The organism is Klebsiella terrigena (assembly GCF_012029655.1).
GTDB classification, from domain to species: domain Bacteria; phylum Pseudomonadota; class Gammaproteobacteria; order Enterobacterales; family Enterobacteriaceae; genus Klebsiella; species Klebsiella terrigena.
Genome location: NZ_CP050508.1, coordinates 2,428,870 through 2,453,872, shown reverse-complemented (window position 1 = coordinate 2,453,872; position 25,003 = coordinate 2,428,870). Strand labels below are relative to the sequence as shown.

At 55.9% G+C, this 25,003-nt stretch carries 26 protein-coding genes, 3 tRNA genes and 1 pseudogene; 22 read left to right on the top strand and 8 right to left on the bottom strand.

Annotation, left to right across the window (positions count from 1 at the left end):
- The first annotated feature begins 4 nt into the window (after positions 1-4).
- The 10 genes and pseudogenes from HCK03_RS11535 to sodB all read left to right on the top strand — a co-directional run bounded on the left by HCK03_RS11535 (position 5) and on the right by sodB (position 6,530).
- Entirely contained in the window at positions 5-1,093 is a 1,089-nt protein-coding gene (locus HCK03_RS11535) for a RecT family recombinase (protein ID WP_167691601.1), read from the top strand.
- 34 nt (positions 1,094-1,127) lie between these two features.
- A complete protein-coding gene (locus tag HCK03_RS11530) occupies positions 1,128-1,421 on the top strand; it encodes a hypothetical protein (protein ID WP_167691600.1) in 294 nt (97 codons plus the stop codon).
- Entirely contained in the window at positions 1,418-1,642 is a 225-nt protein-coding gene (locus HCK03_RS11525) for a hypothetical protein (protein WP_167691599.1), read from the top strand. Before HCK03_RS11530 ends, HCK03_RS11525 begins: the two co-directional genes overlap by 4 nt.
- 793 nt (positions 1,643-2,435) lie before the next feature.
- A pseudogene (locus HCK03_RS26310) lies at positions 2,436-2,729 on the top strand (DUF550 domain-containing protein); the annotation flags it as partial.
- A gap of 140 nt (positions 2,730-2,869) precedes the next feature.
- Entirely contained in the window at positions 2,870-3,178 is a 309-nt protein-coding gene (locus HCK03_RS11515; protein ID WP_167691598.1) for a DUF7740 domain-containing protein, read from the top strand.
- A 7-nt stretch (positions 3,179-3,185) separates the two neighbouring features.
- Complete coding sequence (locus HCK03_RS11510) at positions 3,186-3,425, top strand: DUF4060 family protein (RefSeq protein WP_167691597.1); 240 nt, start codon at positions 3,186-3,188, stop codon at positions 3,423-3,425.
- On the top strand, positions 3,356-3,709 hold the full coding sequence (locus HCK03_RS26305) for an excisionase (protein WP_228283774.1): 354 nt from the start codon (positions 3,356-3,358) through the stop codon (positions 3,707-3,709). The genes HCK03_RS11510 and HCK03_RS26305 overlap by 70 nt, the downstream gene beginning before the upstream one ends.
- Positions 3,687-4,754, top strand: coding sequence for a tyrosine-type recombinase/integrase (locus HCK03_RS11500; protein ID WP_167691595.1), 1,068 nt, complete (start codon positions 3,687-3,689; stop codon positions 4,752-4,754). Before HCK03_RS26305 ends, HCK03_RS11500 begins: the two co-directional genes overlap by 23 nt.
- A gap of 189 nt (positions 4,755-4,943) precedes the next feature.
- Entirely contained in the window at positions 4,944-5,828 is an 885-nt protein-coding gene (locus HCK03_RS11495) for a C40 family peptidase (RefSeq protein ID WP_167691594.1), read from the top strand.
- 120 nt (positions 5,829-5,948) lie between these two features.
- Complete coding sequence (gene sodB / locus HCK03_RS11490; protein ID WP_041145915.1) at positions 5,949-6,530, top strand: superoxide dismutase [Fe]; 582 nt, start codon at positions 5,949-5,951, stop codon at positions 6,528-6,530.
- A gap of 39 nt (positions 6,531-6,569) precedes the next feature.
- Here the strand turns inward: sodB and HCK03_RS11485 are convergent, their stop codons facing one another.
- Entirely contained in the window at positions 6,570-7,736 is a 1,167-nt protein-coding gene (locus HCK03_RS11485) for an MFS transporter (RefSeq protein WP_167691593.1), read from the bottom strand.
- A 163-nt stretch (positions 7,737-7,899) separates the two neighbouring features.
- Positions 7,900-7,989, bottom strand: coding sequence for a cytochrome bd-I oxidase subunit CydH (gene cydH / locus HCK03_RS11480; protein ID WP_041145917.1), 90 nt, complete (start codon positions 7,987-7,989; stop codon positions 7,900-7,902).
- Between the two features lie 294 nt (positions 7,990-8,283).
- Between cydH and purR the strand changes: the two genes are divergently transcribed.
- Entirely contained in the window at positions 8,284-9,309 is a 1,026-nt protein-coding gene (gene purR / locus HCK03_RS11475; protein WP_041145918.1) for an HTH-type transcriptional repressor PurR, read from the top strand.
- Between the two features lie 16 nt (positions 9,310-9,325).
- On the opposite strand, the gene punR is transcribed toward purR, so the two are convergent.
- Entirely contained in the window at positions 9,326-10,237 is a 912-nt protein-coding gene (punR, locus tag HCK03_RS11470) for a DNA-binding transcriptional activator PunR (RefSeq protein WP_041145919.1), read from the bottom strand.
- Positions 10,238-10,349: 112 nt separating this feature from the next.
- On the opposite strand from punR, the gene punC reads away from it, so the two are divergent.
- A complete protein-coding gene (gene punC / locus HCK03_RS11465) occupies positions 10,350-11,534 on the top strand; it encodes a purine nucleoside transporter PunC (RefSeq protein WP_167691592.1) in 1,185 nt (394 codons plus the stop codon).
- Positions 11,535-11,831: 297 nt separating this feature from the next.
- Entirely contained in the window at positions 11,832-12,980 is a 1,149-nt protein-coding gene (cfa, locus tag HCK03_RS11460) for a cyclopropane fatty acyl phospholipid synthase (protein ID WP_041145921.1), read from the top strand.
- 183 nt (positions 12,981-13,163) lie between these two features.
- Here cfa and HCK03_RS11455 read toward each other — a convergent pair whose 3' ends face one another.
- Positions 13,164-13,802, bottom strand: coding sequence for a riboflavin synthase subunit alpha (locus tag HCK03_RS11455; RefSeq protein ID WP_167691591.1), 639 nt, complete (start codon positions 13,800-13,802; stop codon positions 13,164-13,166).
- Positions 13,803-14,019: 217 nt separating this feature from the next.
- Between HCK03_RS11455 and mdtK the strand changes: the two genes are divergently transcribed.
- On the top strand, positions 14,020-15,393 hold the full coding sequence (gene mdtK / locus HCK03_RS11450; protein WP_041145923.1) for an MdtK family multidrug efflux MATE transporter: 1,374 nt from the start codon (positions 14,020-14,022) through the stop codon (positions 15,391-15,393).
- Between the two features lie 35 nt (positions 15,394-15,428).
- Here mdtK and HCK03_RS11445 read toward each other — a convergent pair whose 3' ends face one another.
- Positions 15,429-16,337: a LysR family transcriptional regulator gene (locus HCK03_RS11445; protein WP_115192517.1), complete on the bottom strand. Its 909-nt coding sequence runs from the start codon at positions 16,335-16,337 to the stop codon at positions 15,429-15,431.
- Positions 16,338-16,444: 107 nt separating this feature from the next.
- On the opposite strand from HCK03_RS11445, the gene HCK03_RS11440 reads away from it, so the two are divergent.
- The 3 genes from HCK03_RS11440 (at position 16,445) to ydgU (ending at position 17,898) form a co-directional block, all read left to right on the top strand.
- A complete protein-coding gene (locus tag HCK03_RS11440) occupies positions 16,445-17,074 on the top strand; it encodes an NADPH-dependent F420 reductase (RefSeq protein WP_167691590.1) in 630 nt (209 codons plus the stop codon).
- Between the two features lie 188 nt (positions 17,075-17,262).
- Complete coding sequence (asr, locus tag HCK03_RS11435; protein ID WP_167691589.1) at positions 17,263-17,745, top strand: acid resistance repetitive basic protein Asr; 483 nt, start codon at positions 17,263-17,265, stop codon at positions 17,743-17,745.
- 69 nt (positions 17,746-17,814) lie between these two features.
- Positions 17,815-17,898 (top strand): small membrane protein YdgU, encoded by an 84-nt coding sequence (gene ydgU / locus HCK03_RS26690; protein WP_455430947.1) that lies wholly within the window; start codon positions 17,815-17,817, stop codon positions 17,896-17,898.
- An 86-nt stretch (positions 17,899-17,984) separates the two neighbouring features.
- Here the strand turns inward: ydgU and HCK03_RS11430 are convergent, their stop codons facing one another.
- Positions 17,985-18,308 (bottom strand): hypothetical protein, encoded by a 324-nt coding sequence (locus HCK03_RS11430; RefSeq protein WP_167691588.1) that lies wholly within the window; start codon positions 18,306-18,308, stop codon positions 17,985-17,987.
- Positions 18,309-18,862: 554 nt separating this feature from the next.
- On the opposite strand from HCK03_RS11430, the gene HCK03_RS11425 reads away from it, so the two are divergent.
- From HCK03_RS11425 to HCK03_RS11415, 3 genes are all read left to right on the top strand, one after another.
- Positions 18,863-18,939: transfer RNA gene (locus HCK03_RS11425), tRNA-Val, on the top strand.
- Between the two features lie 4 nt (positions 18,940-18,943).
- Positions 18,944-19,020 (top strand) — tRNA-Val (locus HCK03_RS11420).
- A gap of 3 nt (positions 19,021-19,023) precedes the next feature.
- Positions 19,024-19,100 (top strand) — tRNA-Val (locus HCK03_RS11415).
- Between the two features lie 293 nt (positions 19,101-19,393).
- Here HCK03_RS11415 and HCK03_RS11410 read toward each other — a convergent pair.
- A complete protein-coding gene (locus HCK03_RS11410) occupies positions 19,394-21,661 on the bottom strand; it encodes a TonB-dependent siderophore receptor (RefSeq protein WP_167691587.1) in 2,268 nt (755 codons plus the stop codon).
- On the opposite strand from HCK03_RS11410, the gene HCK03_RS11405 reads away from it, so the two are divergent.
- Positions 21,660-22,016, top strand: a complete 357-nt coding sequence (locus tag HCK03_RS11405) for a hypothetical protein (RefSeq protein ID WP_167691586.1) — start codon at positions 21,660-21,662, stop codon at positions 22,014-22,016. The genes HCK03_RS11410 and HCK03_RS11405 overlap by 2 nt on opposite strands.
- A gap of 411 nt (positions 22,017-22,427) precedes the next feature.
- Positions 22,428-24,038 carry an FAD-NAD(P)-binding protein gene (locus HCK03_RS11400; protein WP_167691585.1) on the top strand — a complete coding sequence of 537 codons (1,611 nt, stop codon included), beginning with the start codon at positions 22,428-22,430 and terminating at the stop codon, positions 24,036-24,038.
- A gap of 383 nt (positions 24,039-24,421) precedes the next feature.
- On the opposite strand, the gene HCK03_RS11395 is transcribed toward HCK03_RS11400, so the two are convergent.
- Entirely contained in the window at positions 24,422-24,607 is a 186-nt protein-coding gene (locus HCK03_RS11395) for a con-10 family general stress protein (protein ID WP_041145931.1), read from the bottom strand.
- Between the last annotated feature and the right edge of the window lie 396 nt (positions 24,608-25,003).

The window sequence follows — 25,003 nt, the reverse complement described above, 5'->3', positions numbered from 1 at the left end:
AACTATGTCCAATTTGATGACTACGACTGACAACCAGACCCAGAAAATCGACAACATTTCTATTCTGACGAATGGCGAATTATTCAACCGCCTCCTGAAAATCTCTGAGGTGATGGCAAACAGCGGTAATTTCGTTCCTGAACATTACCGCGGCAAGCCTGATTCCTGCATGGCAGTCGTTATGCAGGCTGCGCGCTGGGGAATGGATCCTTTCGCTGTAGCGCAAAAGACTTTCATCGTTGGTAACTCCGGTGTGCTTGGTTATGAAGCGCAACTAGTTAATGCAGTGATCAACACCATGGCTCCGACAAAAGACCGTATTCACTTTGAATGGTTTGGCGCATGGGAAAATATCGTCGGACGCTTCGTCGAGAAGACAAGCAGCCAGAACAAGAAGTACATCGCTCCGGGCTGGAATTTGAAAGATGAAGCTGGCGTGGGCGTTCGCGCCTGGGCAACCCTCAAAGGAGAATCAGAACCTCGCGAGCTTGTCCTGATGCTTTCGCAGGCACAAGTCCGCAATTCTACTCTGTGGGCGACTGACCCCCGCCAGCAACTGGCCTATCTCGCCGTTAAACGTTGGGCGCGACTGTACTGCCCAGATGTGATCCTCGGGGTCTATACCGCCGACGAAATTGACGAGCGCGAAGAGAAGGTAATAAACCCCACTCAGGCTGAAAAAATCACGCTGAATGAGATCACAAGCACGGTAGGTGCTACGGCCAGTGCGCAGGAGTCGGGAACTAACGTTGATACTGCTGCCGACGAAATACGCGATCGTATTGATGCAGCAAGCTCCGTTGATCAGGCCAAAGCTATCCGTGCAGATATCGAGTCACAGAAAACCTTGCTTGGTACTGCTCTGTTCACTGAATTGAAAAATAAGGCAGTGAAGCGCTACTACCTGGTCGATGCTCGCAACAAGGTTGAAGCCGCGATCAATTCACTTCCAAACCCTGGTGACCCGGAAGCCTCTGAGCTGTTCGCCAAAGCAGAGAGCATCCTCAACGCCGGTAAACGCCACCTCGGTGAAGAACTGTTCGATCAGTTCCGAATCACTCTGGACGACATGAAACCGGAATACGTGGGCTAAGGGAGGCGGGAGGGTCCGCCCTCCCGGTAAAGAGATGAGCAAACAACGTAAATGGCGCTTTGTCGCTGAAGGTGCCGAGAAATCTCAAGGCGGTACTCACTGTGGGCCGCGAACTGGTGAATTCCGTACCTGGTATGTCACTGGCGGAGATGGCGTGAAGTTCCGCCGTTGCCCGTATACGCCCGGAGGCTGGAAGGTTCAGAAGAACCGCACAACGTATGACGATAAGCCTGTTGAGTATGCCGTCAAAAATCCTGAAGACATTTCAGCCCTGGATGCCTTTGTCGGAGAAAAACCATATGCAGGATATAGGAGAGTATCAGCATGAAAGTTAAATGCATCAAAGATACCGAGGGTTGGTGGACCGAAGGCGAATATTACGAAGCGGCAGCATCTGCCGGCGGTTTTATTCTGGTTGGCGATGACGAAAACCCTGCAGGGGAAGGCTGGAGCGCTATGCCTATCGAATACCAGGAAGATGGTTCGATTGTTTATGCCTTAGGCGGTATCGAAGGTGAAGTGTTATTCGAGGAGCCCAGCCATGACTGATATTACCGGACTGGCGCAGAAGGCCAGAATCAATGCTGAATGTGGCGAGCATCTGTCCCCAGCAGAGACCATCGAGCTGGTAGAGGCACTGGAGAAGGTGCGGGCGCAATCATCAAAATGGTTTAAGGCTTACTCCAAAGCTGTGTCGATTGCTGCTCGATATGAGGAACGCATCGCCGAGCTGGAGTCCTTCCGCACTGCCTACATGGAGTGGAGCGATAAAACCGATTGGATGAACGCAGGCACGCGGTTTGCCGTCGTGAAACCGCTGGGAAAACACCGCGCCGACGTGCTGAAAGCCTATATCGAGCGTCTGGAGTCCCGCACCCTCACCGCCGCCGCTACTGATGTGCTGGCGGAGCGCCAGCGCCAGGTTACAGCGGAGGGGTGGACGCCTGAGCATGATGACGAATATCAGCACTGCGAAATGGCTGTCGCCGCTGCGTGCTACATCATGGCAGACGACGACCCTCGGGCCGATATTCCGGAATTGTGGCCGTGGCCCTCTGAGTGGTGGAAGCCAACGGACGTTCGCCGCGACCTGGTTAAAGCTGGTGCGTTAATTCTTGCCGAACTTGAGCGTCTTGACCGCGCCGAATCTAATAACCTGCCAGTCGGAATAAGCAAGCTCTACACCACCCCGCAGCCATCGACGGAACTAAAGCCTGTTGGCTATTTATTTGTATCCGACCGTGGCGCTGTCGCTTACTCACCTACTTATTGGCCTATGCCTGGATTTAAATTAGCAGGTCAAATATTTGGCGATATTGAAGCCTCACCAGAGCTAGAACCTGAGCGCGACCGGGTACGCCGCGAGCACGCCGAGTGGTCACAGGCCACCTTCGGTAATGTCGGTCCGGTTGGCCCGCTCAAGCACCTCAGCAAAGAAGCGCTGGAGGCTGCAGCAGAGCCTGGCGACCTCTCCGAGTGGGCGGATATGCAATTCCTGCTGTGGGATGCGCAGCTCCGTGCCGGTATCACTGACGAGCAGATCACCCAGGCGATGGTTGAAAAACTGGGGGTGAACAAACAACGCGAGTGGCCGGCGCCGAAAGAAGGCGAACCGCGACTGCATATCCGAAGTGAAGAGGAAGCACTCAATGCTCGCCGTCGGAGAAACCGCGAATCAAATGCTCGCGTTCGTTCCCGCGAAACTCCTGAGCAACGCCGAGCTCGATTAGAGAAAAACAACGAAAGAATGCGTACACGACGTAAAGGCGGTTCAGCATGAGCCTCAAACATCGATTACCCGAACTCGAAGCCAGCATTGACCCCGCGGCATTACGCGCTGCAGCTGATGAGTATTCCGATCTGCTGCTGACCTTCTGCCTCTGTATGAAGATGGCCGGCCCCACCCGGGCGAATGTGCGCGCCTGCGCCACTGAACTGAAGAAGCGCCTGACGACCTGGCATAGCCAGAAAGAACTCAACGCGATTCTTTCCAGTTGGGATCCGGTTGGCTATGTGCTAGGACTCCGCCGCGAAGCGAACGACAACGCACGCGCCGCCGGCGATCCCGTTGACGTCTTTGTGTGAGGTGAGTATGCGACTGATAAACCGAAGCAAGCAGTCTCCGCTGGGGCGCCAGGCATGCGATGCGGCGCTGGCCAAACATGTTGAGCTCTACGGTGAGTATGGGCGCCAGAAAATGAAGCGCACCTACACGGTTATCATTCAGGGTTCGAAAATTACGGTAGAGGTAGTGAACCGGCATTGCAGCTACGTGGCCACGGCCATGAACTGCGCCCGGCGGCTCCGAAATTTACCCGGTCAGGTTTCCTGATATCGATTTATCAATTTATTAGACCGGCCTGGTTTACTTTACAGGCCGGTAATGAGGTAAACATGGCCCTTATTACTTTAAAAGAATGGAACGATCGGCAGCCGCGGCCGCGCAGCCTTGAAACCGTTCGCCGTTGGGTTAGAGAAAGCAAAATTTATCCGGCCCCGAAGAAAGATGGTGTGGAGTATTTGTTTCAGGAAACAGCCGTTAAGGTTGAATCGGCTCAATCATCAACCTGTGGCCTTTTACGGAGAATGGCTAGTGGGAAGAAGAAGAAACCATGAGAGGCGCGATTTGCCTCCTAACCTCTATGTCAGAAATGAAGGCTATTACAGCTATCGCGACCCCCGAAACGGAAAGGAGTATGGTCTGGGCAGGAATCGACGACTTGCCGTCAGTGAGGCAATACAGGCAAATATCGAGTTGCTCGGGGATACTGGCCATATCCCTCTCAGCGCGCGGATAAGCCAGGTGGATTCCGTTACTTTTCATTCATGGCTGGAGCGTTACGAAAAGATCCTCCAGGCTCGGGGGCTGAAGCCAAAAACACTCATCGACTACGCGAGCAAACTAAGGTCTATAAAGGAAAGAATGCAGGACAACCCAATCGCGGAAATAACCACCAGGCAAATAGCCATGATCCTCAACGATTACGCAGCTGAAGGAAAGAACGCAATGGCAAAGCTGATTAGGTCGACGTTAAGCGATATTTTTAGGGAGGCTATAGCGGAGGGTCATATCACGGTTAACCCCGTCACGGCAACGAGAACCGCTAAACTCGAGGTAAAACGCACCCGATTGATGCTGGACGAATACCGGGTAATTTACCAGGCAGCTGAGGCGCTTTCTCCGTGGGTAAATCTGGCGATGGATCTGGCTGTACTTACCGGGCAGCGCATCAGTGACTTATGCGCAATGAGCTGGGAGGATGTTCGGGAGGGGTATCTTTACGTAGAGCAGAAAAAAACCGGGGCTAAACTAGCCATACCTGTAGCATTGAGGCTTGATGAGTTGGATATGTCTCTCGAAGCAATTCTGGCGAAATGCCGCAATCTGTCCGGCGGGAAAAACATTATTTCATCGACTGCAGGTAAGGCACTATCACCCGCAACAGTATCGGGTAATTTCAGGAAAGCGCGCGAGCTGTCAGGGCTTAGTTTCTCTGGCGAGCCGCCGTGCTTTCATGAGCTACGAAGTCTGTCAGCACGATTGTACGATAAACAGGCTGGAGAGGACTTTGCACAGCATCTTCTGGGGCATAAGTCGGGGGTCATGACAGCAAAATATCGCGATGACAGGGGAAGGGAGTGGGATAAGATCGAAATATAGTTATGAGTTTGTTTTGAATGATTTTGAATTGACCAATTTAACCAATTGATTCTAATGAAGAAAATTATATATGCACTTTAGATACAAAAGAGTATTAACTTTCAGGGTTTTTATGCATTAGAATCGTTGGGTTTTGTCATTCATGGTCAGGTATGTGTACATGTCTGTAATTAATCAGGGGATTGCTCAGTGGCGCGGCTAAACAAAATCGCGATTTCGCTCTGCGCATTACTGTTTACATCTATCTCATTTACACCACTGGCGCATGCTTCAGGGCATACGCACGCCTCCGCCACGCCGAAAGCGCATCAGGCAAAGGGCACCAGCGAACGCAAGAAAAAAGTCTCCACTCAGAAAACAAAATCCAGCGCCAAAACCTCCAGCAAGAAAGCATCGACCTCCTCCCGCGCCAAACACCCTACCCGCACCACCGCCTCGAGCCAAACGGCATTAAACCGTCAGGTCGCCGGTGGAACGAAAAAGTGCGTGTTGCGAAAAGGCTATAAAAAACAGTGCGCGGCTTCGGTTAAATCCACTGTCGAGCCGACGCGGGCGATGGCCAGCGTGAAGCAGAAGTGCGTCGTGCGTAAAGGCTATAAAAAGCGCTGCAAGCCGGTTGCCGAGGAAGAAGTGCCGCTGACGCTGGCCGATGCGCATAAGGTACGGGTGCAAAAAGCGCAGAGCACCGCGATGTCGAAGCTGATGGACCAAATTGGTAAGCCCTATCGCTGGGGCGGCACCTCGCCGCGCACCGGCTTTGACTGCAGCGGGCTGGTTTATTACGCCTATAAAGACCTGGTGAAGATTCATATCCCGCGCACGGCGAACGAGATGTACCACCTGCGCGATGCTCGCCCCGTCGATCGCGGCGAGCTGGAGAGCGGCGATCTGGTCTTCTTCCGCACCCGCGGTCGCGGCACGGCGGATCATGTCGGCGTTTACGTCGGCAACGGCAAATTTATCCAGTCGCCGCGTACCGGACGCGATATTCAGATTACCTCGTTAAGCGAAGATTACTGGGTTCGCCACTACGTTGGCGCCCGCCGCGTGATGACGCCTAAAACGATCCGCTGATGCCCCCCTGCCGCGCCTGCGGCAGGTTAACTCTCTCTTTTGCCACATCTTTTAATTTGCTACTATCTCCCTGTGCACTACATGGTTATTGCACGCATTAATATAATAAGGAGAGTAGCAATGTCGTTCGAATTACCTGCATTACCATATGCGAAAGACGCCCTGGCGCCGCACATTTCCGCTGAAACCCTGGAATACCACTACGGTAAGCATCACCAGGCCTACGTCACTAACCTCAACAACCTGATCAAGGGCACCGCTTTTGAAGGCCAGTCTTTGGAAGAGATCGTTCGTTCTTCCGAAGGCGGCGTCTTTAACAACGCGGCCCAGGTCTGGAACCACACGTTCTACTGGAACTGCCTGGCGCCGAATGCCGGCGGTGAGCCGGAAGGCGAACTGGCGGCAGCCATCGCTAAATCCTTCGGCAGCTTCGCTGATTTTAAAGCGCAGTTCACCGATGCGGCGGCGAAAAACTTCGGCGCAGGCTGGACGTGGCTGGTCAAAAATGCCGACGGCAGCCTGGCAATTGTCTCCACCAGCAACGCCGGCACGCCGCTTACCGGCAGCGCTAAACCGCTGCTGACCGTGGATGTCTGGGAACATGCTTATTACATTGACTACCGTAACGCCCGTCCGAACTATCTGGAGCACTTCTGGGCGCTGGTAAACTGGAAGTTTGTCGCGGCTAATCTGGCGGCATAAAACTGCACCGCAGAAGGGGAAACCCTTCTGCGGTGATTATTAGCGGCTGGCAAAGGCCTCTTGCGGCCGTCCGCGACCGCTGAACAGCACCAGCATCAGCGCCACGCCGGCGATGATTGCCCCCATTACCGGAACAAATGCGTAGCCCAGCCCGCCGGAAATTACCGCCCCACCGGCCGCCGCGCCCAGCGCATTGCCAAGGTTAAACGCCCCGATATTCACCGAAGAAGAGAGCCCCGGCGCTTCGTGAGCCACGCGCATCACGCGCATCTGCAGCGGCGGCACCACGGCGAACGTCGCCGCGCCCCACACCACCATGCTGATGGCCGCGCCGACCTGCGACTGCGCCAGCAGCGGGATCGCCAGCATGATAACCATCAGCAGCAGTAAAAAGCCCTTCAGCGTGCCGGAAACCGAGCGGTCGGCAAATTTTCCGCCAAGATAGTTGCCCAGAGAGAAGCCGACGCCAATCAGCACCAGCATTGCGGTGACGAACAGCGGCGAAGCGTGGGTAATGGTATGCAGCACCGGCGAAATATAGGTATAGAGGGTGAACATCGCCCCGGCCCCGAGCACGGTGGTCAGCAGCGCGGAAAGCACCTGCGGCCGCATCAATACCGCCAGCTCCTCCTTCACGTTTGGCCGCTCCCCTGCGCTGCCTTTTGGCAGCGAGAACCACAGGCTGACCATCGCCACCAGGCCAAGGCCCGCCGTGGCGAGGAAGGACATGCGCCAGCCGATGGTTTCACCGAGCCAGGTCGCCGCCGGGACGCCGCCAATGTTGGCGATGGTCAGCCCCATAAACATGGTGGCTACCGCGCTGGCCTGCTTGTGCTTAGGAACCACGCTCGCAGCCACTACCGACCCGAGGCCGAAGAAGGCGCCGTGGTTCAGGCTGGTAATAATGCGCGAGAGCAGCAGCGTGGTGTAATCCGGCGCCATTGACGAGAGGACGTTGCCAAGGGTAAAAATAGCCATCAGGAAAATCAGCGCGCTGCGGCGCGCGCGGTGCGACAGCAGCAGCGTCATCAGCGGCGCCCCGACCATCACACCGATGGCATAAGCGCTGATCAGCATCCCCGCAGCGGGAATGGACACATCCACGCCTCTGGCGATAACCGGCAGTAATCCCATCGGGGAAAATTCGGTCGTACCGATACCAAACGCCCCAATGGCCAGCGCTAACAGGGGAAAGTTGATCTTCATGCAATGACTCCAGCAGACCGTCCTCAGCGACGGTATCTCATCAGAAGCGAAAAGCATGACATCAATCACAGAAAAACAAAAGTAAACGAAATGGCAAAAGATTTTTGCGAATTTGATAATAATGCGCGGAGATAGGGGGAAAGGAGCCTCTCCCCCGAAAAAATTAGTGCAGTACGGCGGTCAGCGCTGCGGCCACGATCAGGCCCAGAACAATAATCGTCGTGGTCAGCGAAAACTTTAAATCTGTATCCATCAATTTTCCCCCTGATTATCCCCACAAGAAAAGTGAGCCTGCTCATTTTTGCACAATATTGTATAAAAATCTTCTGAGATTTAGGGTGATGCACATTTTTACTCTTCCCCTTTGCCGCAAGATCGGACAAAATCCCACGCTAATTTGAAAGCGTATCGGCCATTGACCCCTTCCTGTCGTTCTGTGTCGTTTCCCGACGTGATGCAATGTTGAACATTGTACTCAGGGTGTGTATAGGCAAACGTTTCCGTATCGATAATCAGACGATCAGGTCAAGGTCTGGAGAGAGAAGTAATGGCAACAATTAAAGATGTAGCGAAGCGCGCAAACGTTTCCACTACAACAGTTTCACATGTAATTAACAAAACCCGCTTTGTCGCTGAAGAGACGCGCAACGCGGTATGGGCTGCCATCAAAGAGCTGCACTACTCTCCGAGTGCGGTGGCGCGCAGCCTGAAGGTTAATCACACCAAATCGATCGGTCTGCTGGCCACCAGCAGCGAAGCGGCCTATTTCGCCGAGATTATCGAGTCCGTTGAGAAGAGCTGCTTCCAGAAGGGCTACACCTTGATTCTCGGCAACGCCTGGAACGATCCGGAAAAGCAGCAGGCCTACCTGTCAATGATGGCGCAAAAGCGCGTCGACGGCCTGCTGGTGATGTGCTCCGAATATCCGCAGTCGGTGCTCTCCATGCTCGAAGAGTACCGCAACATCCCGATGGTGGTGATGGACTGGGGTGAGTCCAAGGCCGACTTTACCGATTCGGTTATCGATAACGCCTTTGAAGGCGGCTATATGGCCGGTCGTTACCTCGTTGAGCGCGGCCACCGTGAAATCGGCGTGATCCCGGGTCCGCTGGAGCGCAACACCGGCGCCGGGCGTCTGGCCGGTTTTATGAAAGCGATGGAAGAAGCGCAGATTAACGTCCCGGAAAGCTGGGTGGTTCAGGGCGACTTCGAGCCGGAGTCCGGCTACCGCGCGATGCAGCAGATCCTCAGCCAGCAGCATCGTCCGACCGCCATCTTCTGCGGCGGCGACATCATGGCGATGGGAGCGATTTGCGCCGCCGACGAAATGGGCCTGCGCGTTCCGCAGGATATTTCGCTGATTGGCTATGACAACGTGCGCAACGCCCGCTACTTTAGCCCGGCGCTGACCACCATTCATCAGCCAAAGGACTCTCTCGGCGAAGCCGCCTTCAATATGCTGATGGACCGCATCGTCAACAAGCGCGAAGAGTCGCAGTCTATCGAAGTTCACCCGCGGCTGGTCGAGCGCCGCTCGGTGATCGACGGCCCGTTCGTCGACTACCGCCGCTAATCCTGCCGGGCGTCGGCTATTCCGGCGCCCGCAGCCACTCCCGATTTAACGTTTCGCTGTCGCCAAGGTAGTCCAGCAGCCATGAGAGCGCCGGTGAGATATCGCTCTGCTGCCAGGTCAGGCAGCAGGCGGCGTCCGGGAACGGATTTTCCAGCGCCAGCGCCGTCCACTCACCGCTGTCGATCCACGGGCGGGCGAAGTGCGACGGCACCATGCCGATGCAGAGCCCGGCCGACAGGCAGGTTGCCGAGGCATCCCAGTCCGGCACCACCACCCTCTTCTGATTATCCAGCAGCCACGTCGTGCGCTTCGGCAGCGATCGGGAAGTATCTTCCCTGACCAGCGACGGCCAGTTGCGCAACGTGTCATCGCTCAGCGGGCCGTTCATTTTCGCCAGCGGATGGTGGCTGGCGACGACGCAGTGCCAGCTCAGCATGCCCATATCGCGAAAGGCGTAGCGTCCGCCGACCGGAATCGAGCGGGTCGCGCCGATGGCCAGCTCCACGCGGCCGTCGGCCAGCGCGTCCCAGACGCCGTTAAACACCTCCTGGAAAACAATCAGCTCGACGTCCGGAAAGTGGCGATAAAAATCGACAATCATCTGCCGCATCCGCGCCGGCTTCACGATATCGTCAACCGCGATCGAGAGCTGCCCGCGCCAGCCGTTGGCGATCTGCTGACACTGGCGGCGGGTGATCTGCATTTTTTTGATAACAGAACGCCCTTCCTGTAAAAACCACACCCCGGCGGGGGTGAGCTCAACGTCGCGGTGGCGACGTTCAAAGAGCGGAACGGCCAGCCACTCTTCGAGCTGACGCACGGTGTAGCTGACCGCCGAGGGTACACGATGCAGCTCCTGAGCCGCTGCGCTAAAGCTGCCGTTGCGCGCAACCGCATCAACCACTTCAAGGGAGTATTCTGACCACATATTCTGCCTGCAAATTTTTTGAACGCATGTAACAAATATTAGCGTTTCACAAGCCAGAATGCACTCCCTACACTCTGCGGCATCTTACCTGCATCAGAAGAAAGAGAACTTTATGCAACAACCTGGGAAAGGATTTTTGGTTTGGCTGGCGGGCCTCAGCGTGCTCGGCTTCCTCGCAACCGATATGTATCTGCCGGCGTTTTCGGCTATCCAACAGGATCTGAATACTTCAGCGGCCTCGGTCAGCGCCAGCCTGAGCGTGTTTCTCGCCGGTTTCGCCCTTGGCCAGCTGTTCTGGGGCCCGGTATCCGATCGCTATGGGCGCAAGCCGGTGCTGCTCAGCGGCCTGGCGATCTTCGCCGTCGGCTGCCTTGGCATGCTGTGGGTCGATGACGCGACCCTGATGCTGGCGCTGCGATTTGTGCAGGCCATCGGCGTCTGCGCAGCGGCGGTCACCTGGCAGGCGATGGTCACCGACTATTATCCTGCCCAGCGCACCAACCGCATATTCGCCACCATCATGCCGCTGGTGGGCCTCTCCCCGGCCCTGGCGCCGCTGCTCGGCAGCTGGCTTCTCGCCCATTTCGACTGGCAGGCTATCTTCGCGACCCTGTTTATCGTCGCTCTGCTGCTGATGCTGCCTGCATTACGCCTCAAGCCGGTGAGCAAGCCCGATAGCAGCACGCAGAAAAAACTCACCTTCCTGGCGCTGCTGCGCTCGCGCGAATACAGCGGCAACGTGCTGATCTACGCCGCCTGCTCCGCCAGCTTTTTCGCCTGGCTGACCGGTTCGCCGTTTATTCTGCACGACATGGGCTACGGGCCAACCGCCATCGGCCTGAGCTACGTACCGCAGACTATCGCCTTTTTAATCGGCGGATACGGCTGTCGTGCCGCGCTGCAGAAATGGCAGGGACAGCAGCTGCTGCCGTGGCTGCTGGTCGTTTTTGCCATCAGCGTTGCCGCCACCTGGCTGGTGGGCCTGCAGCAGGATGTCTCCATCGTCGCGCTGATGGCCCCCTTCTGCGTGATGGCTATCGTTAACGGCGCCATTTACCCGATTGTCGTCGCCCAGGCGCTGCGGCCGTTCCCTCAGGCGACGGGTCGCGCCGCCGCGCTGCAGAATACCCTGCAGCTCGGACTGTGCTTCCTGACCAGCCTGCTGGTGTCGACGCTGATCGCCACTCCGCTGCTCACCACCACCAGCGTGATGCTGGCCTCCATCGTGCTGGCCGGACTGGGATATGCGATGCAGCTGCGGAGCGCCCGTCTCAGCACCCAGTCGTCACATGCATAGAATGGTTTCAGTGATGTTAAGGTCCAGTAATTAGCCTGCTAATATGTTTTTATTGAAAGCCTTAAAATAGGGGCCTATACTGGATCCCGTATCACATAAATAGAAAGTTTATCGATATTAACGGGGGCAGGACGCCTCCCGTTTCACCATGGAAGGCCTTTCGGCAAGGGTTATCTCCCTTCCTCTGTTCTACGTCGGATAGCAGCTTCACGGATTTTCCGTGAGATTTCTCACAATGCCAAAAAAAGCGTCTACGCTGTTTTAAGGTTCTGATCACTTGGGCGTGATGGAGAAGCTATGAGTTCATCGTGTATAGAAGAAGTAAGTGTACCAAATGACGACTGGTACCGAATTACAGCTGAGTTGCTCGGTCGTGCGGGTATTGAAATTAATGGCCCCGCTCCCTCCGATCTACGGATAAAAAACCCCCTCTTTTTTAAGCGCGTGCTGCAGGAAGGGTCTCTGGGGTTAGGTGAAAGTTATATGGACGGCTGGTGGGACTGCGAGCGTCTGGATATTTTCTTCCACAAGGTGCTGCGCGCCGGGCTGGAAAACCAGCTTCCCCGCCATCTCAAAGATACGCTGCGTATTGCTGCTGCTCGTCTGTTCAATCTGCAAAGTAAAAAACGTTCCTGGATTGTCGGCAAAGAGCATTACGATCTCGGCAACGACCTCTTTAGTCAGATGCTCGACCCCTATATGCAATACTCCTGCGCTTACTGGAAAGAGGCGCAATCTCTGGAAGAGGCTCAGCAGGCTAAATTAGATCTCATTTGCCGTAAGCTGCAGCTGGAGCCGGGGATGCGGGTGCTGGATATTGGCTGCGGCTGGGGCGGTCTGGCCTATTACATGGCAAAAAATTATCACGTTAGCGTGGTTGGCGTTACCATTTCTGCCGAACAGCAAAAAATGGCCCAGCAGCGGTGTGAGGGATTAGACGTCACTATCCTGTTACAGGACTATCGCGACTTACATGATAGTTTTGATCGTATTGTTTCCGTCGGTATGTTCGAGCACGTGGGGCCGAAAAACTACGCCACCTATTTCGATGTCGTCAACCGGAATATGAAAGCGGACGGTCTTTTTTTACTGCACACCATCGGTTCAAACAAAACGGACCTCAGCGTCGATCCGTGGATCAATAAATATATCTTCCCTAACGGCTGCCTGCCGTCGGTACGCCATATTGCAAAAGCCAGCGAAACGCATTTCGTGATGGAAGACTGGCACAATATAGGCGCCGATTACGATACCACGCTGATGGCCTGGTACGAGCGGTTCCTCGCCAGCTGGCCGGATATTGCCGATAACTACACCGAGCGTTTCAAGCGCATGTTTAGCTATTATCTGAACGCCTGCGCCGGTGCCTTTCGCGCGCGCGATATTCAGCTGTGGCAGGTGGTGTTTTCTCGCGGTGCCGAGAGCGGCCTGCGCGTGGCGCGCTAGATCCTGACCTGCACTCAACATGCCTGCCGGTGTCATCACCGACAGGCATTTTTTTTCCCCATCCCGTCGTTGTTTCCGCAACAGCGGGCGTTCAGCGATGAGAAATGGTGCTGCTGAAATCGGCGAGCCGCAGGCTGCGGCCGGGAGCTAAACGGCAGCCCCATCGTAGCGAGCAGCCCGCGACTATGACTCTTGCGTCACCTTTTGGACGGCTTCTTTCGCGGCCAGCACCCGCTCAACGGTATCGACCACCGCCTGCGTCTGTGGATCAATCTCGATATTGACCCGATCCCCCAGCTTTTTCACTCCCAGCGTGGTGCGCAGCAGCGTTTCCGGGATCAGGTGCACGCAGAAGCGCGTTGGCGTGACTTCGCCAACCGTCAGGCTAATGCCGTCAACGCCGATAAAGCCTTTATACAGAATGTACTTCATCAGCGCCGGGTCCTGGACCTTGAACCAGATCTGGCGGTTATTTTCCGAGGTCAGGATCTTAACCACCTCCGCGGTGGTCATAATATGGCCGGACATCAGATGGCCGCCAATTTCATCGCTGAACTTTGCCGCGCGCTCAACGTTGACCACGTCCCCCTGACGCACGGCGCCGAGGTTGGTGATACGCAGGGTTTCTTTCATCAGGTCAAAACTGATGCGCGCGCCGTCGATCTCGGTGACGGTCAGACAGCAGCCGTTATGTGCGACCGACGCACCGGTTTCCAGTCCGTCGAGCATGTGCTCAGGCAGTTCCACCACGTGGGTACGAAAATTGGGCTTCTCATCGATGGACACCACTTTAGCGGTCCCCTGCACAATGCCAGTAAACATGCTTTGCTCCTCCAGGAATGGCTCACAATATATTAATCGGCAACAATAACAGGTGGTAAATAAGGTTGCCAGCACGCATCGTGCCCTACCATTTTTTCACTGGCTTAATGGCTAATCCTCGCTACAATAGACTGGCTAATCCCTCTGCTTTTTCTTCTTGCTGCCATTAACGGCGGCTTTTTTAGTCTTAAAATAACAACAATATAAAGGTGTACAGGTGCAGAAGTACTTCATTGAAGCGCGTCAGTTGTTAGCACTGGCTATTCCCGTCATCCTTGCGCAGGTGGCCCAGACCTCAATGGGCTTCGTCGATACCGTCATGGCGGGTGGCTACAGCGCCACCGATATGGCGGCCGTTGCCATCGGTACCTCCATCTGGCTGCCGGCGATCCTCTTTGGCCACGGTCTGCTGCTGGCGCTAACGCCGGTCGTCGCCCAGCTCAACGGCTCCGGGCGCCGTGAGCGCATCGCGCACCAGGTGCGCCAGGGTTTTTGGCTGGCGGGGTTCGTCTCGGTGCTGGTGATGGTGGTGCTGTGGAACGCCGGCTATATCATCAGCTCAATGCATAATATTGACCCGGCGCTGGCGGATAAAGCCGTCGGCTACCTGCGCGCGCTGCTGTGGGGGGCTCCGGGCTACCTCTTCTTCCAGGTTGCGCGTAACCAGTGCGAAGGCCTGGCGAAAACCAAGCCGGGGATGGTCATGGGCTTCATCGGCCTGCTGGTGAATATCCCGGTCAACTACATCTTTATCTACGGCCATTTCGGCATGCCGGAGCTGGGCGGCGTGGGCTGCGGCGTGGCAACGGCTTCCGTGTACTGGGTGATGTTTTTCAGCATGATCTCCTGGGTACGTCGGGCGCGCTCAATGCGTGATATTCGCGGCGCCGAGGGGTTCAGCAAGCCGGATTTTGCCGTCCTCAAGCGCCTGGTCCAGCTCGGGCTGCCGATCGCGCTGGCGCTCTTTTTCGAAGTGACCCTGTTTGCGGTGGTTGCGCTGCTGGTTTCTCCGCTGGGCATTATCGATGTCGCCGGCCATCAGATTGCGCTTAACTTCAGCTCGCTGATGTTCGTTTTACCGCTGTCGCTGGCGGCGGCGGTTACTATCCGCGTCGGCTTCCGCCTCGGCCAGGGTTCAACCCTCGATGCGCAAACCTCCGCCAGAACCGGCGTCGGCGTTGGCGTCTGCATGGCCGCGATCACGGCGATTTTCACCATCCTGATGCGCAAACAGATCGCCCTTCTCTACAACGACAACCCGGAAGTGGTGGTGCTGGCCTCCCAGCTGATGCTGCTGGCGGCGATATATCAGGTCTCCGACTCCGTCCAGGTCATCGGCAGCGGGATCCTGCGCGGCTATAAGGATACGCGCTCAATCTTCTTTATTACCTTTACCGCCTACTGGGTTCTGGGACTGCCGAGCGGCTATGTGCTGGCGTTAACCGATATTGTCGTCCCGCGCATGGGGCCCGCCGGCTTCTGGTGCGGGTTCATTATCGGCTTAACCTCTGCGGCAATCCTGATGATGCTGCGGATGCGCTTCCTCCAGCGTCAGCCGTCGAGCGTCATTTTACAGCGCGCAGCGCGCTAACCGGCAGCGGTGCCCCGCTTTCGGGGCGCCGTTTCTCAGCGATAGCCGGGTCCGTGCGGGCCCAGCGCCTCTCTCAGCGCCTCAACAAAGCATTTGATTTTGGTCGTGCGTCGGCGTCCTGCCGGCACCAGCACGTGCATCGGTCGCGAAGGGCCGGAAAATCCCGATAAAACCTGCACCAGCCTGCCCTCCTTAACCTCAACTCTCAGCACCTCTTCCGGCCCGAGGGTGATGCCGTGCCCGGCGAGAGCGGCGTTCATCAGCGCTTTCCAGTCGTTTGAACGGAAGCGCCCGGCGGGTTTAACCTCCACCGTGGCGCCCTCCCTGGTGAACTGCCAGCGGCAGGCGTTCATGGCCGACCAGTGGCCATAGACCAGGCAGGAGTGGTGCTGCAGATCCGCCGGCGTCTGCGGCTCGCCGTGGCGCAAAATATAGTCAGGAGAGGCGCAGGCTATTAACCGATAAGGGCGCAGCGGCCAGGCGACCATGGTGCTGTCGGCCAGCTCGCCGATGCGAATAATCACCTCGAACTCCTCTTCTATCGGGTCGACGATGCGGTCGCTGAGGGTCAGCTCAACCTGAACCTCGGGGTAGCGGGCGAGATAGTCGGTGATAAACGTCGAGAGCGCGTGCGAACCAAAGGTAACCGGCGCATTGACTCTGATAATGCCGGAAGGAGTTGCCTTCATCTCCAGCGCCAGCGCGTCGGCCTCAGCGACTTCGTCCAGCACCACACGGCAGCGCTCATAGTAGCTGCGGCCGATATCGGTCAGGGTTTGCCGCCGCGTCGTTCGCGCGATGAGCGAGGTGCCGAGATGCGCCTCGAGGGCCGCTACGTGGCGGGCAACCATCTGCGGCGAAAGCTGCAGCTGCTCGGCAACGGCGGCAAATGAGCCGGTTTCTGCCGCCTTGACGAAAACCTTCATGCTGATGAGCTGATCCATGATTCACTCATTTGAGTTGTTTATCATGCAACCATCTTACGATTTATCTTCTGTGACGAGGGAATTAAATTTATTTCCTCAACGAGGCAATTTGTCAGGAGTCAAAGATGAAGATCGGAATAATAGGCGCCGGGTTTGTAGGACGCTCCATCGCTAAGCTTGCGCTGCAGGCTGGCCACGACGTGATGCTCAGCAACTCACGGGGGCCGCAGACGCTGTTCAGCCTGCGGCCGATGATCGGCTGCCAGGTGGGCAGCGCGGACGAGGCCGCCGAATTTGGCGAGGTGGTGGTGATTGCCGTCCCCCTCAGCGCCATCAACGCACTGCCGGTCGCCGGGATTAAAAATAAGCATGTTATTGATGCGGTCAATTACTACCCGCAACGGGACGGCGACATTGCCGAGCTCGATTCCGGGCAAACCACGACCAGCGAACTGCTGGCGCGGAACCTGCCCACCGCCAGAATCACCAAAGCCTTCAACGCCATCCCGATGACGCAGCTGGAAAGCGATGGCCTGGCCGCCGGGGCGGAAAATCGCCGGGCGCTGCCGCTGGCGGGCGATGATGAAGAGGGGAAAGCCATCGCCGCCGCGCTGTACGACGCCTTTGGTTTTGATGCCCTCGACGTCGGGCCGCTGAGCGAAGGATGGCGCTTTGAACGCGGCACGCCCGCCTATTGCGTTCCCATGAGCCGACTGGCGCTCGCCGAGACGCTTGCCCAAACGCCGCGCGGCTAAGCCCGTCCCTACTCCGCTAACGCTTCCTCGTTAGCGGAAACCCTCTTATGCCCTCCCGCAGCCTGCGTCGTACATTCGGTTACCTGCCGATACCAAACACTCACTGAACTCGCGCCATGACCGGCATATAGTTGTTTCAACAGCCCCGCAGTGGGGTTAACTGAAGAAACATTTTCGAGGATATCAGAATGAAAAAAGTATTAGCTCTGGTCGTTGCCGCTGCTATGGGTCTGTCTTCTGCTGCTTTCGCTGCTGATGCAGTAAGCACCACTCAGGCTCCGGCTGCTGCAACTCACAGCACCACTGCCAAGACCACTCATCACAAAAAACATCACAAAGCCGCCGCTAAACCGGCCGCAGAGCAGAAAGCTCAGGCTGCAAAAAAACACAAAAAGGCAGAAGCTAAACCGGCTGCCGCTCAGAAAGCCCAGGCTGCTAAAAAGCACCACAAAGCTGCAGCAAAACCGGCCGTAGCGCAGAAAGCTCAGGCTGCGAAAAAACACCACAAAGCTGCCGCTAAACCTGCCGTAGCGCAGAAAGCTCAGGCCGCTAAAAAACACCACAAAGCCGCAGCTAAACCTGCCGTAGCCCAGAAAGCTCAGGCTGCTAAAAAACACCACAAAGCTAAACACCACGCTGCCGCTAAACCGGCTGCACAGCCGGCTGCATAATTAATCCGGCTCGTCTGGTATCGTAATAAATCGGCGCTGCTTCAGCGCCGATTTTTTTAGGAGAGCACTATGCTGCAACGCTATCGTTTTGAGCTCATTCTGATCCTGCTGATAATCTGTGCCCTCTTCACCCTTCGCCTTATATTTAAATAACAGCCAACGCTTCCCTTAATTAAAAAAGGCCGCAGCAGCGACCTTGTTCATATCAAAATACAAAAGCGTTACGCCGCTGCTTATTATTAAGTACGACGCGTCACTTCAAATACCCCTGGCGCAACCTCAATGACCGCGAACTGGCTGTATGAAGTCCCGGTTGAGGTATACGGCTTCGCCTGTACGTCCCGGTCTTCAAGCTGCACTACCGCATTAATCCGCGTCAGCAGGCATAGCCCGCGGGCAAAAGACTCCTGCGCCCCGGCCCGCAGGTTAAAATTGTCGGTGCTGCAGGCGGCATATTTTATCTCACCATGCACGCGATAGCGGGTGGTATTCACCACACAGGCCTTCGGGTATGCGCCATCTAACTCTTCGCTTTTTAAATCCTGAACTTCATGTGTGCTCATTTTCATTTCCCTTGATTGTTTAGTGAGTGCGAGAACCACGTTACGCCGTTAATAGTCATAAATTCGTGACCAAAATCAAATTTAAACTCGCGGGGGAAATAATCATATTAATATCGTATATAAGAAAATGCCTACACCATAAATAAAACCCACACAAATATATTGACCACTCAAATTATTACCGAAGGTTAAATACATTTAACTAATAAATATCGCATGAAACAAGCGCGAGTCTTTTTTCTATTTTCACCCGGGAGAATAGTTAGTCGACGCCAGCTATCCGCCGCGTCCCCCTTTGCGTCCGCAACGGATTTACGATACCGCGCCCGCCCGTCAACAGGCGCCCCTCCAGGCGGGTGGAAGCGCTCCTCATGGGCGGTCGCTAAGGCCTTCCGGGGAAAAATGGGCAAGAAATATCCTTGATCATCAGCAAAATATAGACAACATGAGTAAAACTTCCGCAATCGCGTCTGTTCTGCAAGAAAAGTGACGTTTGCCTCTTGCCACAACCTCTCCCGATCGCTAATATGCGTCCCCGTTGTCACCACAACATTGCGTTCATAGCTCAGTTGGTTAGAGCACCACCTTGACATGGTGGGGGTCGTTGGTTCGAGTCCAATTGAACGCACCATAAAGCGTTTATAGCTCAGTTGGTTAGAGCACCACCTTGACATGGTGGGGGTCGTTGGTTCGAGTCCAATTAAACGCACCAAATGCGTCCGTAGCTCAGTTGGTTAGAGCACCACCTTGACATGGTGGGGGTCGGTGGTTCGAGTCCACTCGGACGCACCAGATTTTCTTAATCTGGTGCATTTTCCTCGAAAGAAGCGCTTTCTACAGCCGTTCAGCCCTACCCGATATCCCCTGTTCCAAGTTATTCAAATCCATTTAATACCCGACGCCTGATGCTAACCAGAGATTCCAGTCCTGATCGGTTCCGTCAGCGGCACGGACCGCAGGTGCTTTTAGCGCCAGCAATCCGCCCGGCAAACGCTACGGACAACTCATCAACTGCCCTTTGTCGTTTTAGCTGACGGCAAAAAAGCCGGAGTAGCAACCTATTCCGGCCCGTGATTGATGATGTTTTAGAAATGCGTATTCACGCTCACATAGAACGTCCGCCCCGACTCGTTGTAGGTTTCCGCGCCGGCGCCATACAGATAAGCCCCGGTTGTCGAGTTCCCCGTGGTCTGCGCATTACCGGCGCGATAGTGGCGAATATCAAACAGGTTATCCACGCCGCTGGTCAGACTCAGGTTTTTATTGACGTCCCAGGTCGCACTTAGCCCAACAATGCTGTATGGACTGACTTCGTTTAGCTCGCTTCCGGACACCGCCTCACCTTTATAGTTAAAGCGCTTCGGTTTCTGGCGGCCATACCAGGTGAAGGTGCTCTGTAAGGAGAGATCGTCACGCACCTGCCAGCTAACGGTCGAGTTCAGCGTGAACTGCGGAATGACCGACAGGCGATCGCCGGTGGTCTTGTTCTTACTCTGCAGCATCCACGTAAGGTTGTTGCTCCAGCTGACCGTTTCGCTCACCGGCAGATTTAGCGAGCCTTCCAGCCCTTCTACCAGCGCCTTCGGCACGTTTTCCCATTGATAGATATTGGTCGTACCGTTGCTGGCCGTGCCTACCGCCGAGTAACCTGACTCAATCTTATTGCGGTAGTCGTTGCGGAACCACGTCAGCCCCGCCTGATAGCCCTCGTGCTTATACTCAAGACCGATCTCTTTGTTAACGCTGGTTTCGGCCTTCAGATCGCTATTACCCATCAGGTAACAGGCGGAACTGCTGGCGTAGCAGCCCTGGCCGTTACTGTACAGAATATAGTTCGGGTTGAGCTGGTAGAGGTTCGGTGCTTTATAGGCGCGGGCAATCCCCAGTTTCAGCGTCCAGTCATCGGAGAGCCCCTGGGAGAGGTTCAGCGATGGGCTCCAGTTATTACCGACAATACTGTGGTGATCAAAGCGCAGGGCTGGCGTCAGCATGGTGCTATCCGTCAGCGCGATATTGTCTTCGGTAAACAGCGAGAAAATTTCCGCGCTGGAGTACGGACTGCGCCCGGTTGCCGGGGTGCCGTCGATGGAGCCATAGGAGAGAGACTGGGTGGTCGACACGCCATCCTTCATCCGCTGTTGGTTCCACTCGGTGCCCAGGGTCAGATTCTGCTCAACCCCGAGGGTAAACGGGATATTCACTTCACTGTGCAACAGCACGTCCGAGAGGTCGATATCCGAGAATTCGCTGCTGGAGAAGATGCCCTCCGTTCCGCCCGCCAACCCTTCGCTCATCCGCGAGTTGCGGGTATGTTCATACTGGGCATAGCTGTTGCTGGTCACGCCATTATCCCAGCCGCCGGTCCAGGTCACGCCGTAGGTCTGGCGATAGAGGCGGTTGGTCTCCTTGCCGTACATGCTTTTCACCAGCGTGCTGGTGTTGGTGTTCTGCGTGTCGCCGGCGTACAGGTTGCCCTGACGGCTGTAGCCGGTTTCGAACTCCAGCGCCTGCATCGGCGCAAACTCCCAGCGCAGCTTGCCGTGGATATCTTTATTCACGACGCCTTCGCGCCCTGCAGGATAGGATCCCGCATAGGTACCGGTTCGTGCCGCTTCATGGCCGGAGTTAATATCCTGGGCATCGGCCTGCGTCTTGCTTAGGTTACCCCATAAATTAAAGCTGACCTCATCCGACAGCGGACCGTTTAGGCTGAAGTTCGTGCGCTTCGTCGAGCCCTCTTTACGGTGCTGAGGGGCGTTCATATAGGTATTCCAGGAACCATGCCACTCGCTGCTGGTCGGTTTAGTGACGATGTTAACCACGCCCCCCATTGCGCCATTGCCGTAGCGGGCCGCCGCCGGGCCACGAATAACGTCGATATGGTCAATCATTTCCGCCGGTACCCAGCTGGTGTCACCGCGCGTGTCGCGGTCTCCGCGCCAGCCATAGCGCACGGAGTTACGACTGGTCACCGGTTTACCGTCCACCAGTATCAGCGTGTTCTCAGGCCCCATACCGCGAATATCGACCTGGCGGTTATTACCGCGCTGACCGCTGGTGGAGTTGCCCGTCAGGTTGACGCCGGGCTGGGTGCGAATCAGTTCGGAGACGTCGCGTGCGGGTGGATGTTTGCGGATTTCATCGGCAGTGATGATGGAAACACCGGGGGCCTGGAGAGTCTGGGCGGCTGCGGTAACGACCATCGTTTCGTCGTGTTTCTCCGATGCGTTTGCCGCAGCGGATCTCTTCGTTTCGTCTGGCGTGCTGTCGTCAGCGGCCTGCGCCGGCGACCCCACTCCCCAGATAGCCACAGGAATCAGCACGGCCAGCGAGTAGTGTGAATAATGTTTCATGGAATATGCCCTGTTTTCTTATTTTGCCGTCGGGGCACGCCTTCTTCATCCGTCAGATAAACAACGGCAGCGACCTCCAGGCACAGAACATCTTCTCTGGTTTTGGCGTAAGCAGGCGCCTCCCGATGTTATATCGGGATATCAATTACCCTTTTTCGCCAAAATAAAAATTCCGCCCTGGAAAAACGAAGAGACAAACGCGCCACGCTATTCTTTGATAGCGTATTCCGAACAGCGCTCAATAGGATTATTGTGCCGCTCTACGTTATTAAAAATGAGATTCATTATCAAGCCCATAATTAATAAGCAGAAAGAAAAGAAAGATATAACAATAAAAACAGTGAGATACGAATAGAATTAAGGTTAGTTAATTACACCCCATAAAATTAAATGAATAACATCCACATTAAATAAACACAATTTAATCATAATATAATCACAATCTTTAAATTCGGGATTTGTTTATTGATTCAAAGAAAACACCGTCCGCGTTAATTATTAATCCCCTACTTTCGAGAATTTGCAGTTCCTCATACCGGCATCCCGGGCAGACTAACGCTGCGCAATTGACGACACCAAAAAATGATTTTAAGTCCCCTTCAACGAAAGGATGCTCCCGCCGCTTCCGCCAACTATTCGCTAGCAGATACAGGCACTTTACCGCTGCCCCGCGATCCCTCGTTTATACTTTGCTCAGTGCCCTTAGTTACACCTTCAGCGTCAGCCAGATAACGGATGGCTGCGCCAAAACAACGAGCCCATATCAATGAAGAAAATTGCGATTATCGGCGCCGGACCGACGGGAATTTATACTTTTCACGCCCTTTTACACAACGCGGTGCCGCTTGCCGTCTCCATCTATGAACAGGCCGACCGGGCCGGCGTCGGGATGCCCTATAGCAAGGAAGACACCGCGCGGATGATGCTGGCGAACATTGCCAGCATCGAAATCCCCCCCATTTTCTCAACCTATATCGACTGGCTGCAGGGGCTGAGCGCTGAGCATCTGGCGCGCTACGGGGTGCGTAAAGAGTCTCTTCATGTCCGCCAGTTCCTGCCGCGCCTGCTGCTGGGTGAATATTTCCATGACCAGTTTCTGCAGCTGGTGGCGACGGCCCGCCAGCGCGGATTTGAGGTCACGATCCATGAATCCTGCCGGGTGGAGGATCTGCACGTTACCTCCGAAGGCGTGATGCTCTGCGCCCAGGGGGTTGCGGAACCCGCGCATTTTGACCTTGCGGTAATCGCCACCGGCCACGTCTGGCCTGATGACGACACCACCCCGCGCGCCCACTTCCCCAGCCCGTGGTCGGGGCTAATGAGCGCGCGCATCGCGCCCTGTCGGGTCGGAATTATGGGAACGTCGCTCAGCGGCATCGATGCCGCCATGGCGGTTGCCGCGCAGCACGGGGAGTTTGTGGAGGCGGAGGACCGGTCGCTGAGTTTCAGGCTGGATCGCGGCAGCGAGGCGCTGGAAATGGTGATGATGTCCCGCTCCGGGATCCTGCCTGAAGCCGACTTCTACTGCCCCATTCCCTATGAACCCTTAACGATCGCCAGCGACGAGGCGATTGCCCGGCACATCGCCGCCGGACCCGAGGGGCTGCTCGACCGGGTCTTCGCGCTGATGGCGCAGGAAATTGACGCCGCCGACCCGCAGTGGAGCCGGGAGATAGCGCTGCACTCGCTTAACGCCGACAGCTTCCACGATGCCTGGTTCGCCGCGCGCAGGAAGAGCGATCCTTTCCGCTGGGCTGAGGCGAATCTCATCGAGGTCGAGCGCAACAAGCGCGACAGGCGCACGGTGGCCTGGCGCTACGCAATCCTCAGACTGCATGAAGCGGTCCAGTCCATCGTCCCTCATCTCGACTCACGGGACGCGGAGCGGTTTAGCGCCGGCCTCGCGCGGGTGTTTATCGATAACTACGCGGCGATCCCGTCGCAATCCATTCGCCGGCTGCTGGCGCTGCACGAGGCCGGCGTTATCAGCATTCTCCCGCTTGGACCCGATTACACCATCGCCATTGAGGATAACCTGACGGAAATAAGCGTTGGCCAGTCCAGGTATGCCTTTGAGGTCTTTATCGATGCCAGAGGGCAGAAGCCGTTGAAGACCAAAGACCTGCCGTTCCCGACGCTGCGCCAGCAGATCCTCGCCGCCGGGGACGCTATTCCCGACGTCGGGGAAGACTACACCCTGCTGGAGCCGGAGATCGTTCGCGGGCGCATTGCGTTTGGTGCGCTGCCCTATCTCATGCACGACCGCCCGTTCGTTCAGGGGCTTACGGTCTGCGCGGAAATTGGCGCCGCGATGGCTAAAGCCGCATCGCAGCCGGCAGCGCGCCCGCGGCGGTGGCTGCCGTTTATCGAGCGCTAGCCGCCATTGACGCTTGCGGGCGGGCATCGGCGCTAAGGCCGTGCCTGCCCTTAGCGTCGGTCAGGAGCCGGCTGCCAGGGGTCCTTTTGCCGATCTTCGCTATCATCCCTTTTACGCGGAATTTCCCCCCGTTCGCGGGGGTCGTCTTTTGCCGGATGGCGGGCCGGTTTATCAGGGTCATTTACGCTAGACTGGGACACAGTATTTATCCTCCGCTGCTGGCTGCGGTTATTACGCAAAGAGCAGACTGTTTAACAGACGACGCAGATATATAGCATTATTGCCGGTGCGTTGACGCTGTGGGTAAAAAAATGCGGGCCAGCGGCCCGCAGGATATATAACGCTGACGATAGCGTTACGCTTTATTCCAGACCGCGCGGGAATTAGCTGGCGCCTGATTTACGCCCGCCGCCGTGGCTATTCTCACCGCCTTTTTTCCCGGCTTCTGAAGCGCGCTGGGGATCGTTTTTAAAATTCCCCCCGCTATGCTGACCGCCTTTACGACCGGCTTCAGATGCTTTTTCCCGGTCTTGCGCGAAATTACCCGATCCACCTCTGTGCTCTGTCATAATGCTACCTTTCGGTTGGTTTATGAAAAATGATTCGCGCTATGGCAAATCATTGCCGTCGAGAGTTAACAGTAAGTGACAGGAAGCCTGTGTCAAACCGCCGGGCCGCTTACACGGCGGGCCAGACCAATAAAAACGGTGCCAGAAATAAATTTAAACATCTCGGCCCATCCCATCTAACCCTCAACAGGACAACCCATCAAGCGGTGGCGGATTATTTTTTCAGCGGTAAAATTAATCGTATTTGTAAAGAACGTAAAATTAACGCCATCCGGCCGCAGAATAACCCCCCCACGCATCCCCAGGTAATAAACCCCGCACCAGCCGTTAGAATAATCCTAAAATTTTACCCGCCCCACATCGGTCGCAGAAATAAAACATCGCGGCTAATCAGAC